The following is a 14,377-nucleotide window of genomic DNA, read 5'->3' as shown; positions in this document are numbered from 1 at the left end:
CGACGGTGGCCGGGGCGCGTAAGGCGTGTGCACCCCTTCGTGAGTGACGAGACGTCTCGTCTCGCTTCAACGAGGACGACAGTAACACCCACGAGCCATCGACGCAAGACGCACCGTCTCGTTGGAATGGCCTACAGGTGGTCAGGTCCCATCCAGGCCCGCCGACCAGGGCCGCTTCACGGCGTCGCGGGCGGCGGCGTCCCCGCCCCCGGCAGCCGCACCCGGGCCACCGTGCCGCCACCGTCCGCGGGCCCGAGGGCGACCTCGCCGCCCGCCTGCCGCACGGTCCGCGCGACGATGGACAGGCCGAGCCCGGAGCCCGGCAGGCTGCGGGCGGTGGGGGAGCGCCAGAAGCGGTCGAAGACGTACGGCAGTTCGTCGGCGGGAATGCCGGGCCCGTGGTCCCGTACCGTCAACTCGCCGCCCTTGAGCCCGACTTCGATGACCGTGCCCGCCGGGCCGAACTTCACCGCGTTGTCGAGGACGTTCACGATGGCCCGCTCCAGGGCCGCGGGCTCCGCCCGTACGAACCACGGGGCGAGGTCGGCCTCGAAGGTCAGCTCGGGGCCGCGAAGGCGGGCCCGCTCCAGGGCCGCGTCCACGACGTCGTGCAGGGCGACCACCTGCACCTTGCCGCCGCCCTGGGCCGCGTCGGGGCGGGACAGCTCCTGGAGGTCGCCGATGAGGGAGGCGAGTTCGGTCATCTGCGCCTTGACGGAGGCGAGGAGCGCGCGGCGGTCGTCGGGCGGGATGGCGCGCCCGGTCTCCTCGCTGCGGGCGAGCAGCTCGATGTTGGTGCGCAGGGAGGTGAGCGGCGTCCGCAGCTCGTGGCCCGCGTCGGCGATGAGCTGCTGCTGGAGGTCCCGGGACGAGGCGAGGGCGGAGGTCATCGCGTTGAAGGACCGGGAGAGCCGGGCGATCTCGTCGTCGCTGTCGTCGTCGGCGGGCAGCCGCAGGTTCAGGTCCTCGGTACGGGCGACGTGCTCGACGGCGGCGGTCAGTTCGTCGACGGGGCGCAGGCCGGTGCGGGCCACCCAGAGCCCGGCGGCGCCGGCGCCGAGTACGCCCACGCCGGCGACGAGGGAGAGGACGAGGACGAGGTTGTTGAGGGTGTCGTTGACCTCGTCGAGGGGGCGGGCCACGGAGACGGCGAGGGGCGCGTTCTGCAGCGGGTAGGTGAAGACGCGGTACTCGACGCCGTTCGCCGCGCGCGTGTTGTGGTACGTCTCCGCCGACTCCTGGCGGGCGACGGCGAGGTCGGACTCCTTGATGTCGATCTTCTGCCGCCCCATGATGACGCAGCTCGCGTTGTTCGCGAAGACGACCTGGATGGTCTGCTTGTACAGGTCCGGGTTGCTGGGGAAGGTACGCAGACACCGCCCGCCCTGGACGTCGATCTGGTCGACGACGTCGGAATCCGAGGGGCGATTGCTCCGCAGCGCGTCGTCCAACGAGCTGACGAGCACGTTCCGTACGACGAACCAGCACGCCACCGCCGCGGCCGCGACCGCCACCGCGACCGCCGTGGCGACGAGCAGGGCGAGCCGGGAGCGCAGCGGGAGCGCGCGGAAGCGGCGGACGAGACGGTTCACGCGCCGCCGCCGGACCCCGAGGCATCGGCGCGCAGCACGTACCCCACTCCCCGCACCGTGTGCACGAGGCGCGGCTCGCCGCCCGCCTCCGTCTTGCGCCGCAGATACATCACGTACACGTCCAGGGAGTTGGACGACGGCTCGAAGTCGAAGCCCCACACCGCCTTCAGGATCTGCTCGCGCGTCAGGACCTGGCGGGGGTGGGCCAGGAACATCTCCAGGAGTGTGAACTCCGTGCGGGTCAGCTCCACCGTGCGGGTCCCGCGGGTCACCTCGCGCGTCGCCAGGTCCATGCGCAGGTCGGCGAAGGTCAGGCCCTCGTCCTCCGTCGCGCTCTGGCCGGGCGCCGTCGCGTACGTGCTGCGGCGCAGCAGGGCGCGGATGCGGGCGAACAGTTCGTCCAGCTCGAACGGCTTGACCAGGTAGTCGTCCGCCCCCGCGTCCAGGCCCGTGACCCGGTCGCCGACCGTGTCCCGTGCGGTCAGCATCAGGATCGGCGTCGTCGAGCCCGCCGACCGCAGCCTCCGCGCGGCCGTCAGGCCGTCCATGCGGGGCATCTGGATGTCCAGTACGACCAGGTCGGGGCGGTAGGCCGCGGCCTTCTCCAGTGCGTCGGCGCCGTCCACGGCGACCTCCGTGCCGTAGCCCTCGAACGCGAGGCTGCGCTGCAGGGCCTCGCGCACGGCCGGCTCGTCGTCCACGATCAGGATGCGCTGCTGCGGATGCGAAAACTCACGGTCGCCTTCGGCGGGACTCATGGGGGTTCGGCTTTCTGGTCGGGCGGGGGCGGTCGGTATCAGCGTCGCATGGGGGGTGGGGGTGGGCCCTGCGGGGCATTCCCCAGTCCCGCCCCTTCCCGAAACCGGGGCTCCGCCCCGGGCCCCGGGGGTGGATGTCCCCTTCGGGTGGGACAGCCTCCGCCGATGCGGGGTGCCCCCGGCCTACCCGTCCGCCCCGGCCCGCAGCTTGCCCAGGTCCGCCTTGACCGTGTTGATGGGGATGGCGAAGCCGAGCCCCACGCTCCCGGACTCGGACCCCCCACCGGCCCCGGCCCCGGAACCGGCCGAGTACATGGCCGAGTTGATCCCGATGATGTTCCCGTTCATGTCGATGAGCGCACCCCCGGAGTTCCCGGGGTTGAGCGACGCGTCGGTCTGCAACGCCTTGTACGTCGTCTTCGAGGACCCCGTGTCCCCGTTGAACTGCTCCCCACCGAACTCGAACGGCCACCCCCCACCGGGCCCCTGGCCCTGCCCCTGCTCCTGCCCACGCCCGGGATCGGCGGAGACGGTCACGTCCCGGTCGAGCGCGGAGACGATGCCGCTGGTGACGGTCCCGGTCAGCCCCTCGGGCGAGCCGATGGCGACGACCTCCTGCCCGACCTGCACGTCGTCGGAGTCACCGAGGTTCGCGGCCTTGAGACCGGACGCCCCCTCCAGCTTGATCAGGGCGAGGTCCTTCTTGCTGTCGGTGCCGACGGTCTTGGCCTTGTAGGTCTTGCCGTCGCTGGTCCGGACGGTGATGTCGGTGGCGCCGGAGATGACGTGGTTGTTGGTGACGATCTCGCCGTCGGAGGTGATGATCACGCCGGACCCGGTGGACTTGCCGGAGCCGGTGCTGGCGTTGATCTCGACGATGCTGGGGGAGACGGCGGCGGCGACCCCGGCGACGGTTCCCTTGCTGCCGGCGGAGACGCTGGTCCCGTTGACGTTCCGCGTGCCACCGCTGCCGCTGTCGTCACCGGTCAGCGTCTGGAAGGCGTACGCGGTGCCACCGCCGACGGCCGCGGCGGCGAGGGCGACGGCGGCCAGGAGGGCCACGGGGCCACGGGCGCGCCGACGCCCGGAGTGAGCGGGCCCACCGGCGGGGCCGGGCCCGAAGGCGGGCGGCGGCGGAAAGCCGGGCTGCTGCGGGGCCGACGGGGCCGGGGCGGCCGACGGGGCCGGGGCCTGCGGGTGCGGGCCGGACGGGTTCTCATCGCTCTGGCGGAAGAGTTCTGTCATGTCTCCGATCGTGTTCCCGCCACATGAGAGCCCCCTGAGGACGCCCTGAGAACCCCGACAGAACCGCGTTTGCCCGATATAAAGCCCCTACGTGCCCCGGCACAAAGCCACCTACGTGCCCCGGCACAAAGCTGCCCACGGACCCCGGCCCGAAGAACGCGCAGGCTCCGGGCACCCGGGCCTCCGGGCACCCGGGCCTCCGGGCACCCCGGCCTCCGGGCACCCCGGTCTCAAGGCACCCCGGCCTCAAGGCACCCCGGCCCCGGGCACCCGCGAACTAAAGATCAGCCGCGGCCGCAGGCCCGCACCCGCACGACTGCCGCACCACGAGCCGCGAAGGAAACACCTTCAGCCGCTCCCGCCGCGACCCGGCCACCCGCAGCCCGTCGTCAAGCACCAGGTCGACCGCCGCACGGGCCATCGCCGGGCGGTCGGAGGCGACCGTGGTGAGGGGCGGGTCGGTGAGCCCGGCCTCCTTGACGTCGTCGAAGCCGGCGACGGCCAGCTCGCCGGGCACGTCGATGCGCAGCTCGCGGGCGGCCCGCAGGATGCCGATCGCCTGGTCGTCCGTGGAGCAGAAGATCGCGGTGGGGCGGTCGGGGCGGGAGAGGAAGCCGAGGGCGAGCTGATAGGCGTCGTAGCGGTTGTAGGGGGCCTCGAAGAGGCGGCCCTCGACCGGCAGACCGGCCTCGCGCATGGCGCGCCGCCAGCCCTCGACGTGGTCGGAGACGGGGTCGCCGACGGTCGGGGTCTCGGCGGTGCCGCCGACGCAGGCGACGTACGCGTGACCGTGTTCGAGCAGGTGCCGGGTGGCGAGCTGGGCGCCGCCCACGTCGTCGGTGACTACGGCGACGTCGTCGATGGCCTCGGGGCGCTCGTGCAGGAGCACCACGCGCGCGTCCCAGGCGTCGATCTCGGCGGCGGCCTGGTCGGTCAGGCCGTGGCTGACGAGGATCAGGCCGGAGACCCGCATGCCGAGGAAGGCGCGCAGGTAGTGCGTCTCACGTTCCTCGACGTAGTCGGAGTTGCCGACGAGCACCATTTTTCCGCGCTCGGACGCGGCCTGCTCGACGGCGTGGGTCATCTCCGCGAAGAACGGCTGCCGCGCGTCCGGCACGATCATGCCTATGAGGTCCGTGCGCCGGGACGCCATGGCCTGGGCGACCCGGTCCGGGCGGTAGCCCAGCTCCTTGATCGCGGCGAGTACGCGCTCGCGCGTGGCCGGGGCGACCGGCCGGGGTCCGTTGTTGATGACGTAGCTCACGACCGCGGTCGAAGTACCCGCCAGTCGCGCCACATCGTCCCGCGTCACCTTGGCCACGCGCGCAGTCTACGCGGATGGACTCAACCCTGAGCAGGGCGTGCGACGGCTTCCTTCGCCCGTTCGGCGGCGGCCCCCGGCGCCCGCCCCGCGGCGGGATTCGCGGCGGCCGCCCCGGCGCCGTCGGAGTCGCCCGTGCGCGCGGCCCGATCGGCCTTCTCCGCGGTGTCCCGCGCGGCCTTCTCGGCCCGCTCGGGCTTCTCCGGGACGACGAAGCGGTAGCCGACGTTGCGCACGGTGCCGATCAGCGACTCGTGCTCGACGCCGAGCTTGGCCCGCAGCCGGCGTACGTGCACGTCCACCGTCCGCGTACCGCCGAAGTAGTCGTAGCCCCAGACCTCCTGGAGCAGCTGGGCGCGGGTGAAGACCCGGCCGGGGTGCTGCGCGAGGTACTTGATCAGCTCGAACTCCTTGAAGGTCAGGTCGAGGACCCGGCCCTTCAGCTTCGCGCTGTACGTCGCCTCGTCCACGGACAGGTCGCCGTTGCGGATCTCCATGGGGGAGTCGTCGGCGGTGATCTGCTGGCGGCCCATGGCCAGGCGCAGGCGCGCCTCGACCTCGGCGGGGCCCGCCGTGTCCAGGAGCACGTCGTCGATGCCCCAGTCCGCGGTGACGGCGGCGAGGCCGCCCTCGGTGACGACCAGGACCAGGGGACAGCCCGGTCCTGTGGAGCGCAGGAGCTGGCAGAGGCTGCGGACCTGGGGCAGGTCGCGCCGCCCGTCGATCAGGATGACGTCGGCACCGGGGGTGTCGACGAGCGCCGGGCCCTCGGCGGGGGCCACCCGCACTTGATGAAGGAGCAGGCCGAGGGCGGGAAGCACCTCCGTCGACGGCTGGAGGGCGTTGGTCAGGAGCAGCAGAGAACTCATCGCGGCCCACCTGCCTGGGTCGTCCGCCGGTTCCTCTGACTGTCGTGCACGTTTCGCTCGCCCATTACGTCGGTTCCTCCTCGGTCCCTGCGAGGACGTATGCGGCACTGCTTCGTACTCGTGGTACACCTCCCGCGCCCCGGGTGGTGACCGCGCGCGCCGTTCTTGAGGCTTCGTTTACGGGGCCTTGGTGAGCCTTCGTATACGAGGTGCCTGGAAAGCACGAAAGGACCCGGGGGCTTCGCTGCCCGGATCCTCTGCGCAGCAGAATAGCCCACATGAGTTCCGGTCCGGCAGGTCAAACGGCGCGATCTTCTGTGCAGCCGATCACTCGCGTTCAGCCGCGCGCCACGTCGCGTTCCACGCTCCTTACCTCGGACGGGGTGCGCGTCGAAGCCGCGTACGACCCCGGTCCGGGGCCGGTCGGCGGGCCCGCGATCGTGCTCGCGCACGGCTTCACGGGGGACCTGGGGCGGCCGCACGTGCGCCGGGCCGCGACGGTGTTCGCGCAGCGTGCGGCCGTGATCACGTTCTCGTTCCGGGGGCACGGCGGCTCCGGTGGGCGCTCCACGGTCGGCGACCGCGAGGTCCTTGACCTGGCGGCGGCCGTGGCGTGGGCGCGCTCGCTCGGGCACGCGCGCGTGGTCACGGTCGGTTTCTCCATGGGCGGCTCCGTGGTGCTGCGGCACGCCGCGCTGCACGGGGGGCGCACGGAAGCGCGGGTCGACGCGGTCGTGTCGGTGAGCGCACCGGCCCGGTGGTTCTACCGGGGTACGGCGCCGATGCGGCGGTTGCACTGGGTGGTGACGCGGCGGGCGGGGCGGCTCGTCGGGCGGCTCGGTCTGCGTACCCGGATCCACCCGCACGAGTGGGCGCCCGTCCCGCTGTCACCCACGGAGTCCGTGCCGCTCATCGCCCCGACCCCGCTCCTGATCGTGCACGGCGACCAGGACCCGTACTTCCCCGTCGACCACCCCCGGATGCTGGCCGCCGCCGCGGGCGACGCGGCCGAGCTGTGGCTGGAACCCGGCATGGGGCACGCCGAGCACGCGGCGGACGACGAACTCCTTGGGCGGATCGGCGCCTGGGCCACGGCATCATGGACGTCGGCAACCGCCGAGTGACTTGAGCGAAAGGAGGGGAGCCATGGCATCGGGGACCATCCGGTACTGGGCCGCCGCCAAGGCCGCCGCGGGGATCGCCGAGGAGCCGTACGCCGAGGCCACGCTGGCCGAGGCGCTCAGCGCGGCCCGCGCGCGACACCCCGGAGAACTCGACCGCGTGCTGCTGCGCTGCTCGTTCCTCATCGACGGCGACCCCGTGGGTACCCGCGCCCATGAGACGGTACGGCTTGCCGAGGGCGGCACGGTCGAGGTGCTCCCGCCGTTCGCAGGAGGATGACCCGTACGCGATGAGCAACGAACCGTACGACCCTTATCAGCAGTACCCGCAGCAGCCTCAGCCCCAGCAGTACCAGGGCCAACAGCAGCCCTACGACCCGCAGTACGGGCAGTACGCGCAGTACCCGCAGGAGCCCGCCGCCCAGCAGGGGTATCCGCAGGACCAGGGTGAGTGGGGGTACCAGGAGCCCTACGCGCAGCAGCAGTACGCCACTCAGCAGTGGGAGGGGCAGACCTGGGACACGCAGGTGTCGGCTCCGCTGCCCGCGGTGGACGTGACCGAGACCGCGTATCTGCCGCCACAGGCGTACGCCGAGCCGCCGCAGGGGTACCAGGCGCAGGCATCCGGGCCGGACCACTCGGGGTCGTACCCGCAGGAGCCCGCCCCCGCACCCGCACCCGCACCCGCAGGGCCCGCCCCCGTGGACGAGCCCGAGTCCGAGCCCGCCACCGACGCCTCCGGATACGGCCCCGCCACCCTCACCGGCAACGCCCGCGTCACCGACGCGCAGCGGGCCCGGGCCGAGGGGCGGTCGCCGATCATAGAGCCGGGGATGCAGCCCGCCCTGCTGACGGCGCTGCTCGGGCTGCTGCTCGCCGGGGGCGCCGCCGCGGGGCAGTACGCGCTGCTCGTGCCGCTGGTGATCCTGCAGGGCGTGACCGCCGCCGGATGGTTCCGGCTGAACGGGATGTGGCCCGCCCGGCAGGGCATCGCGCTGGCGTTCCTCGGCGGTGTCGCCGCGGACGTCGCGCTGCTCGCCACCGGCGAGGGCAACGCCCCGGCCGCGATCCTCGGCACCCTCGGCGTGTGGGTGCTGCTCGTCCTCGTCCTGCAGCTGCGCAGCCGCGCGGGCGCCGACGAGCGGATGTACGGCCTGATGGCCACCCTCGCCTCCTCCGCGCTCGCGATCATCGCGGCCGGGCACCTGGCCGCCGTGGACGACGCCACGACCGTCGGCGGGGTCGCGGTCGCCGCGGCCGTGCTCGCCCGCGCGCTGCCGCTGCCGACGCCCGCGTCGGTGGTCGTGGCGCTGCTCGCGGCGGCCGGTGCGGGCATCGCGGTCGGCGGTGCGACGGACTTTGGCAGTGAGGGCGCCCTGCTCGGGCTCGCCGCGGGCGTCTGCGCCGTGATCGGGCACCGGGTCGCCTCCTACGACTACCCGTCGCGGTTCGTGCACTTCACGGCCGGTGTCGCGCTGCCGCTCGCGGCCGCCGCGCCCGCCGTGTACCTGCTGGGGCGCGCCCTCGGCTGAGCCGGGGCGGGCGCCGCCCGCAGCGTCACAGTCGATCTACAGGTCCCCGGCCGGGCACAGCGGCCGGGGACTTGTCCTTTAGGCTCGCGGCAACGGAACAGCCGAGGCGGGGGACGGGGAACAGCAGGCATGAGCAAGCGCGCGATACGCATACTTCTGATCGTCGTGGTGGTCCTCGGGGGCCTCTTCGTCGCCGCCGACCGGTTCGCGGTGTCTTTCGCGGAGAGCGAGGCCGCGGAGAAGATCAAGGCCCAGGAGGGCCTGAGCAGCACGCCCGACGTGTCCATCAAGGGCTTCCCGTTCCTCACCCAGGTCCTCGGCGGCAAGCTCGACGACGTCGAGATCGGCATCAAGGACTACGACGCCAAGTCCGACGGCGACACCATCCGCATCGCGAACCTCAACGCCACCGCGCACGGCGTCGACTTCTCCAGCGACTACAGCTCCGCCACCGCCGACTCCGCCGCGGGCGTCGCCCGGATCTCCTACGACGAGCTCCTGAAGGCCGCCAAGGCCGAGCCGGTGAAGCTGCCGCTCGGCGCCACCGGCGAGGTCGTCGGCCTGTCCGACGGCGGCGACGGCAAGATCAAGGTCGAGGTCGAGGTCAGCAAGGGCGGCACCAAGCTCCCCAAGCCCGTGCACGTGCTCAGCTCCCTGAGCGTCGAGGGCGACACGATCAAGGTGCACGCCGACACGATCCCGGACAGCCTGGAGGTCCTCGGCGTGAAGATCCCGCTGCCCGAGGGCATCGCCCGCGACATCACCGACTTCGAGGAGAAGGTCACCGACCTGCCGGGCGGCATCAAGCTCGACACCGTGCAGGCGGCCCCCGACGGCGTGGACGTGGCCGTGAAGGGCGAGAACGTGGACCTGGTGTCCTGACCGACCCGGCCGATCGCCTCCCCGGCGAGAAGTTGTCCGTAGTACGAGACGCGGGCGTCCGTCCCTCAGATGGTGGGCGGGCGCCCGTGGCGCGTCCGGGGACCGCCGGACCCCGGCCACCGGCCGGAAAGCATCTGCGTGATCACATCTTGGACGAAAACGTCTCAGTATCCGACACGCCGGTGACACGGCCACCCCTGCGTCCCTACGATCGGACGCATGCACCGACAGGCGGACCTCACGAAGCGGCGGGCAGTGGACCTGTGCCGCGTCGCCGCCATGCTCTGTCGCACTTTCTGAACCGGACCCTCAACTCCGGTGTTCCCCGGGCCTGTTGACCCCCTCACGGCCGACAGTGCCACCCGTGCCGTATGTCCGGCGCCTCCCCGCGTACCCATACGTGCACACACCGCTCGAGCGGTGCGATCCGCGTCGTCCGCGTGACCCGCGTATCGCACCCACCGCACTTCCCCGCATCCCCGCCGTAACTGCCCCGGAGGAGAACAGCATGAGCCGCAGCGACGTCCTGGTAGACGCCGACTGGGTCGAGGCCCGCATCGACGACCCGAAGGTCGTGATCGTCGAGGTGGACGAGGACACCTCGGCGTACGACAAGAACCACATCAAGAACGCCGTCCGCATCGACTGGACCAAGGACCTCCAGGACCCGGTCCGCCGCGACTTCATCGACCAGGAGGGCTTCGAGAAGCTGCTCTCCGCCAAGGGCATCGCGAACGACTCCACCGTCGTCCTCTACGGCGGCAACAACAACTGGTTCGCCTCCTACGCCTTCTGGTACTTCAAGCTCTACGGCCACCAGGACGTGAAGCTCCTCGACGGCGGCCGCAAGAAGTGGGAGCTGGACTCCCGCGACCTGGTCGACGGCGCGCAGGTGCCCAGCCGCCCCGCCACCTCGTACAAGGCCAAGGCCCAGGACACCTCCATCCGCGCCTTCCGTGACGACGTCGTCGCCGCGATCGGCTCGAAGAACCTCGTCGACGTGCGCTCGCCCGACGAGTTCTCCGGCAAGCTGCTCGCCCCGGCCCACCTCCCGCAGGAGCAGTCGCAGCGCCCCGGCCACGTGCCGAGCGCCCGCAACATCCCGTGGTCGAAGAACGCCAACGACGACGGCACCTTCAAGTCCGACGACGAGCTGAAGGCCCTCTACGAGGACGAGCAGGTCGACCTCGCGAAGGACACCATCGCGTACTGCCGCATCGGCGAGCGCTCCGCCCTGACCTGGTTCGTCCTGCACGAGCTGCTCGGCCAGGAGAACGTCAAGAACTACGACGGCTCCTGGACCGAGTACGGCTCCCTCGTGGGCGTGCCGATCGAGCTCGGCGCCAACAAGTAAGCCCCGACCTTCCCCATCCTCAGGAGTACCCATGTGTGGAGCCAAGGCCGGCGGCCCTGACGCCTCGACCATCAAGCCCGGTGAGACCACCATCCAGGGCCAGGTGACCCGCGACGGCGAGCCCGTCACCGGTTACGTCCGCCTGCTGGACTCGACCGGCGAGTTCACCGCGGAGGTCCCCACCTCCGCCACCGGACAGTTCCGCTTCTACGCGGCCGAGGGCACGTGGACCGTACGGGCCCTGGTGCCCGGCGGCTCGGCGGACCGCACGGTCGTCGCCCGGACGGGCGGCCTCTCGGAGGTCGCGATCGCTGTCTGAGCGAAGACAGGCCGATGGGCCGCACCCCAGGGGTTGGACGCCGCTGGAGGGGTGCGGCCCTTCGGTTTTACGCTGGAGTCATGTACGCGCGACGGCGCCATGTGTACTTCGTCATGATGGGCACCTGCCTGGCCCTGTTCGTCCTGGCGTGGGGTGTCGTGCGGCTCTGGTCGATCCCCGTCGCCGTCGGCATGTGCGTCGTGGCGATGGTGATCCCGCCGGTCGCCGCGATGGTCGCCAACCGGCGCGGTCCCGAGGACCGCTGGTGGGACGACCCCTCGGGGGACCCGAAATCCGACGAGTGGTGGGACGAGCTGGACGGCAAGCACCGCCGCTAGCCGGGTGGCCCACCTCGGCGGGAGGGGGCGGCGTGGCCCGACTACAGTAGGACCCGGCTCTGTACCGCCCCACATACCGCTCACCAAGGAGCTTTAAGTGCTTGAGGCCTTCTTCTCCGCCCTCCTTGTCCTGGTCTGCGTCGGCGTCCTCGCCTTCGCGGGTCTGACCGTGAAGAAGCTGTACCAGGGCCAGCGCTGACCGCACCCCCCACCGAGAGACTCCTGAGCACCCCATGATCGAGATCCCGTCCGACCTGCACCGTGACCTCGTCCCCCTCGCCTGGCTCCTGGGCGACTGGGCCGGCGCGGGCGTCACCGACTTCCCCGGCTCCGCCAAGGCGAATTTCGGCCAGGAAGTCTCCTTCTCGCACGACGGGCGGGACTTCCTGGAGTACCACTCGCACACCTGGGTGCTCGACGCCGACGGCAACAAGGTCGAGCCGCTGGAGTCCGAGTCGGGCTTCTGGCGCATCGACAAGGACCGCAAGGTCGAGACCGTCATGGTCCGCCAGGACGGCGTCGTCGAGGTCTGGTACGGCGAGCTGGCCGACCAGAAGCCGCAGATCGACCTGGCCACCGACGCCGTCGCCCGCACCGCGGCCTCCGGCCCGTACAGCGGCGGAAAGCGGCTCTACGGGTACGTGAAGGGCGACCTGATGTGGGTCGGCGAGAAGCAGACGCCCGAGGTGCCGCTGCGGCCGTACATGTCCGCGCAGCTCAAGAAGGTCGTCTCGCCCGAGGACGTCGCCGAGATGGCGCGCAATCTGGGCGACCTGCCCGACGACGGGATCGCCTTCTTCAAGTAGGCCGTTCCCGGTGGGCCTAGACTTCGGGGTGTGGTGAGCACCGACTCCGACTGGAAGAGCGACCTGCGGCAGCGCGGATACCGCCTGACGCCGCAGCGCCAGCTCGTGCTCGAAGCCGTGGACACACTGGAGCACGCGACCCCCGACGACATCCTCTCCGAGGTCCGCAAGACGGCGTCGGGGGTCAACATCTCCACCGTCTACCGCACCCTGGAGCTCCTGGAGGAGCTGGGCCTGGTCAGCCACGCCCACCTCGGCCACGGCGCCCCCACGTACCACCTCGCGGACCGCCACCACCACATCCACCTGGTGTGCCGGGACTGCACGCACGTCATCGAGGCCGATCTGGACGTGGCCGCCGAGTTCACCGCGAAGCTGCGCGGGATGTTCGGGTTCGACACCGACATGAAGCACTTCGCGATCTTCGGGCGCTGCGAGAAGTGCGCCGCGGCCGCTGCCGACGGGGGCCCCGCCGAGCGGGAAAAGGCCGACGAGGCCGCCGAGACCGCCGCGGAACAAGCCGCCGAGGCGGCCGCGGAATAAGCGGCCCGGTCCTCGGGTCGTAGTCTTTGTGAACATGAAGAGCCCCCTGCTTTCGCTGCCCGGCGCCGTCCCCGCCGAGGGCGTGGACGAAGGTGTCGCCGCGCACTACGGCGACCTGTTCCGCGAGCAGCGTGCCCTCGCCGACGGCACCGGATTCGTCGACCTCTCCCACCGCGGCGTGGTCACCGTCACCGGAGCCGACCGGCTGAGCTGGCTGCATCTGCTGCTCACCCAGCACGTCAGCGATCTGCCCGCGGGGCGGGCCACCGAGGCGCTGATCCTCTCCGCGAACGGGCACATCGAACACGCCCTGTACCTGGTGGACGACGGCGAGACGATGTGGGCGCACGTCGAACCCGGCACGCAGGACGCGCTCATCGCGTACCTGGAGAGCATGAAGTTCTTCTACCGCGTCGAGGTCGCCGACCGCACCGCCGAGTTCGCCGTGGTGCACCTGCCCGCCGGGTCCATCGCGGCCGTCCCCGACGGCACCGCCGTCCGCGAGACGCCGCACGGCCGTGACGTCTTCCTGCCCCGCGCGGACCTCTCCTCCTACGCCGAGACGCACGGGCCCGCCGTCGGGCTCCTCGCCCACGAGGCCCTGCGCGTCGAGCACCACCTGCCGCGGCTCGCCTTCGAGACCGACCACCGGACCATTCCGCACGAGCTGGGCTGGATCGGCAGCGCCGTCCACCTCCAGAAGGGGTGCTACCGCGGGCAGGAGACCGTCGCCCGCGTCCAGAACCTCGGCAAGCCGCCGCGGCGCCTGGTCTTCCTCCACCTCGACGGCAGCGACGTGCACCTGCCGGCGCACGGCACGCCCCTCCACCTCGCCGCGGACGGCCCCGACGGCCGCAAGCTCGGCTTCATCACCACATCCGTACGCCACCACGAGCTGGGGCCCATCGCCCTCGCCCTCATCAAGCGCAACGTTCCCGTCGACGCGGAGCTCCTGGCCGGGGCGACGGCTGCCGCCCAGGAGACGGTGGTCGAGCCCTGACGCGGGGGGCGATCGAGGCGAGGTGGTCGGGATGGTCAGATGTCCAGGAGGACCGTGAACGGGCCGTCGTTGGTGAGGCCCACGCGCATCTGGGCGCCGAAACGGCCCGTGGCCACCGTGGCGCCGAGGGCGCGGAGCTGGGACACCACCTCGTCGACGAGGGGCTCGGCCACATCCCCGGGGGCGGCCGCGTTCCAGGTGGGGCGGCGGCCCTTGCGCGCGTCGCCGTACAGGGTGAACTGGCTGATCACGAGGAGCGGGGCGCCGACGTCCGAGCAGGACTTCTCGTCCGCGAGGATCCGCAAGGACCAGAGCTTGCGGGCGAGTTGCCCCGCCTTCTCCTTCGTGTCGGCGTGCGTGACACCGACCAGCACGCACAAGCCCTCGCCGACGATCTCCCCGACCGTCTCCCCGTCCACGACGACGCTCGCGCCGTCCACCCTCTGCACCACCGCACGCATGCCGCCCATCATGCCCTGCGCGCACGCGCCGTCCGCGCGCCGGTCCAGAACCCCCCATCCGGGGCCGATTGGGGGCACTCACGCACAGAGCGACCACTCGGGGTGGCACGATGCTCACACGCGGTGTACCGCGCCGGCTGAGGGGACGGTAGAGCCACATGAGCACACCCAGTACGCCCAGTACGCCCAGCACGCCATGGTCGCCCGGGGCGTCATGGCCGTCGGGGGCGAGACCC

General features: G+C 71.8%; 17 protein-coding genes. 11 read left to right on the top strand and 6 right to left on the bottom strand.

The features are described 5' to 3' along the window. Positions 1–176 precede the first annotated feature (176 nt). The 5 genes from AB6L24_RS23200 to AB6L24_RS23180 all read right to left on the bottom strand — a co-directional run bounded on the left by AB6L24_RS23200 (position 177) and on the right by AB6L24_RS23180 (position 5,785). Positions 177–1,592, bottom strand: coding sequence for an ATP-binding protein (locus AB6L24_RS23200; RefSeq protein ID WP_405657977.1), 1,416 nt, complete (start codon positions 1,590–1,592; stop codon positions 177–179). Next, positions 1,589–2,350, bottom strand: coding sequence for a response regulator transcription factor (locus AB6L24_RS23195; RefSeq protein ID WP_405657974.1), 762 nt, complete (start codon positions 2,348–2,350; stop codon positions 1,589–1,591). The genes AB6L24_RS23200 and AB6L24_RS23195 overlap by 4 nt, the downstream gene beginning before the upstream one ends. 183 nt (positions 2,351–2,533) lie before the next feature. Further along, positions 2,534–3,595 carry a S1C family serine protease gene (locus AB6L24_RS23190; protein WP_405657971.1) on the bottom strand — a complete coding sequence of 354 codons (1,062 nt, stop codon included), beginning with the start codon at positions 3,593–3,595 and terminating at the stop codon, positions 2,534–2,536. Positions 3,596–3,872: 277 nt separating this feature from the next. Next, the gene (locus AB6L24_RS23185) at positions 3,873–4,916 is read right to left on the bottom strand and encodes a LacI family DNA-binding transcriptional regulator (protein WP_380846580.1); all 1,044 of its coding nucleotides are present in this window, start codon (positions 4,914–4,916) and stop codon (positions 3,873–3,875) included. 23 nt (positions 4,917–4,939) lie between these two features. Beyond that, positions 4,940–5,785, bottom strand: coding sequence for a response regulator transcription factor (locus tag AB6L24_RS23180; RefSeq protein ID WP_405657968.1), 846 nt, complete (start codon positions 5,783–5,785; stop codon positions 4,940–4,942). A gap of 278 nt (positions 5,786–6,063) precedes the next feature. On the opposite strand from AB6L24_RS23180, the gene AB6L24_RS23175 reads away from it, so the two are divergent. The 11 genes from AB6L24_RS23175 to AB6L24_RS23125 all read left to right on the top strand — a co-directional run bounded on the left by AB6L24_RS23175 (position 6,064) and on the right by AB6L24_RS23125 (position 13,680). Further along, on the top strand, positions 6,064–6,909 hold the full coding sequence (locus AB6L24_RS23175) for an alpha/beta hydrolase family protein (protein ID WP_405657964.1): 846 nt from the start codon (positions 6,064–6,066) through the stop codon (positions 6,907–6,909). A 22-nt stretch (positions 6,910–6,931) separates the two neighbouring features. Then, positions 6,932–7,186 carry a MoaD/ThiS family protein gene (locus AB6L24_RS23170; protein WP_030362231.1) on the top strand — a complete coding sequence of 85 codons (255 nt, stop codon included), beginning with the start codon at positions 6,932–6,934 and terminating at the stop codon, positions 7,184–7,186. A gap of 10 nt (positions 7,187–7,196) precedes the next feature. Beyond that, positions 7,197–8,438: a hypothetical protein gene (locus AB6L24_RS23165; protein WP_405657961.1), complete on the top strand. Its 1,242-nt coding sequence runs from the start codon at positions 7,197–7,199 to the stop codon at positions 8,436–8,438. A 129-nt stretch (positions 8,439–8,567) separates the two neighbouring features. Continuing rightward, the gene (locus AB6L24_RS23160; protein WP_405657958.1) at positions 8,568–9,320 is read left to right on the top strand and encodes a DUF2993 domain-containing protein; all 753 of its coding nucleotides are present in this window, start codon (positions 8,568–8,570) and stop codon (positions 9,318–9,320) included. Positions 9,321–9,539: 219 nt separating this feature from the next. After that, positions 9,540–9,620 (top strand): putative leader peptide, encoded by an 81-nt coding sequence (locus tag AB6L24_RS23155; protein ID WP_350893136.1) that lies wholly within the window; start codon positions 9,540–9,542, stop codon positions 9,618–9,620. A gap of 208 nt (positions 9,621–9,828) precedes the next feature. Then, positions 9,829–10,674, top strand: coding sequence for a sulfurtransferase (locus AB6L24_RS23150; RefSeq protein ID WP_380846564.1), 846 nt, complete (start codon positions 9,829–9,831; stop codon positions 10,672–10,674). Between the two features lie 31 nt (positions 10,675–10,705). Next, the gene (locus tag AB6L24_RS23145; RefSeq protein ID WP_405657955.1) at positions 10,706–10,993 is read left to right on the top strand and encodes a DUF1416 domain-containing protein; all 288 of its coding nucleotides are present in this window, start codon (positions 10,706–10,708) and stop codon (positions 10,991–10,993) included. An 80-nt stretch (positions 10,994–11,073) separates the two neighbouring features. After that, the gene (locus AB6L24_RS23140; protein WP_405657952.1) at positions 11,074–11,331 is read left to right on the top strand and encodes a DUF3099 domain-containing protein; all 258 of its coding nucleotides are present in this window, start codon (positions 11,074–11,076) and stop codon (positions 11,329–11,331) included. A 233-nt stretch (positions 11,332–11,564) separates the two neighbouring features. After that, the gene (locus tag AB6L24_RS23135; protein WP_405657949.1) at positions 11,565–12,137 is read left to right on the top strand and encodes an FABP family protein; all 573 of its coding nucleotides are present in this window, start codon (positions 11,565–11,567) and stop codon (positions 12,135–12,137) included. A 30-nt stretch (positions 12,138–12,167) separates the two neighbouring features. Further along, positions 12,168–12,680, top strand: a complete 513-nt coding sequence (locus AB6L24_RS23130; RefSeq protein ID WP_405657946.1) for a Fur family transcriptional regulator — start codon at positions 12,168–12,170, stop codon at positions 12,678–12,680. 34 nt (positions 12,681–12,714) lie between these two features. Then, positions 12,715–13,680 carry a YgfZ/GcvT domain-containing protein gene (locus AB6L24_RS23125; RefSeq protein ID WP_405657944.1) on the top strand — a complete coding sequence of 322 codons (966 nt, stop codon included), beginning with the start codon at positions 12,715–12,717 and terminating at the stop codon, positions 13,678–13,680. A gap of 35 nt (positions 13,681–13,715) precedes the next feature. Here AB6L24_RS23125 and dtd read toward each other — a convergent pair whose 3' ends face one another. Beyond that, positions 13,716–14,141, bottom strand: coding sequence for a D-aminoacyl-tRNA deacylase (dtd, locus tag AB6L24_RS23120; RefSeq protein ID WP_405657941.1), 426 nt, complete (start codon positions 14,139–14,141; stop codon positions 13,716–13,718). Positions 14,142–14,377: the final 236 nt, after the last annotated feature.

Source organism: Streptomyces sp. RK9 (genome assembly GCF_045070545.1).
GTDB classification, from domain to species: Bacteria; Actinomycetota; Actinomycetes; order Streptomycetales; family Streptomycetaceae; genus Streptomyces; species Streptomyces alboflavus.
This window is presented reverse-complemented; position numbering and strand designations above follow the sequence as displayed.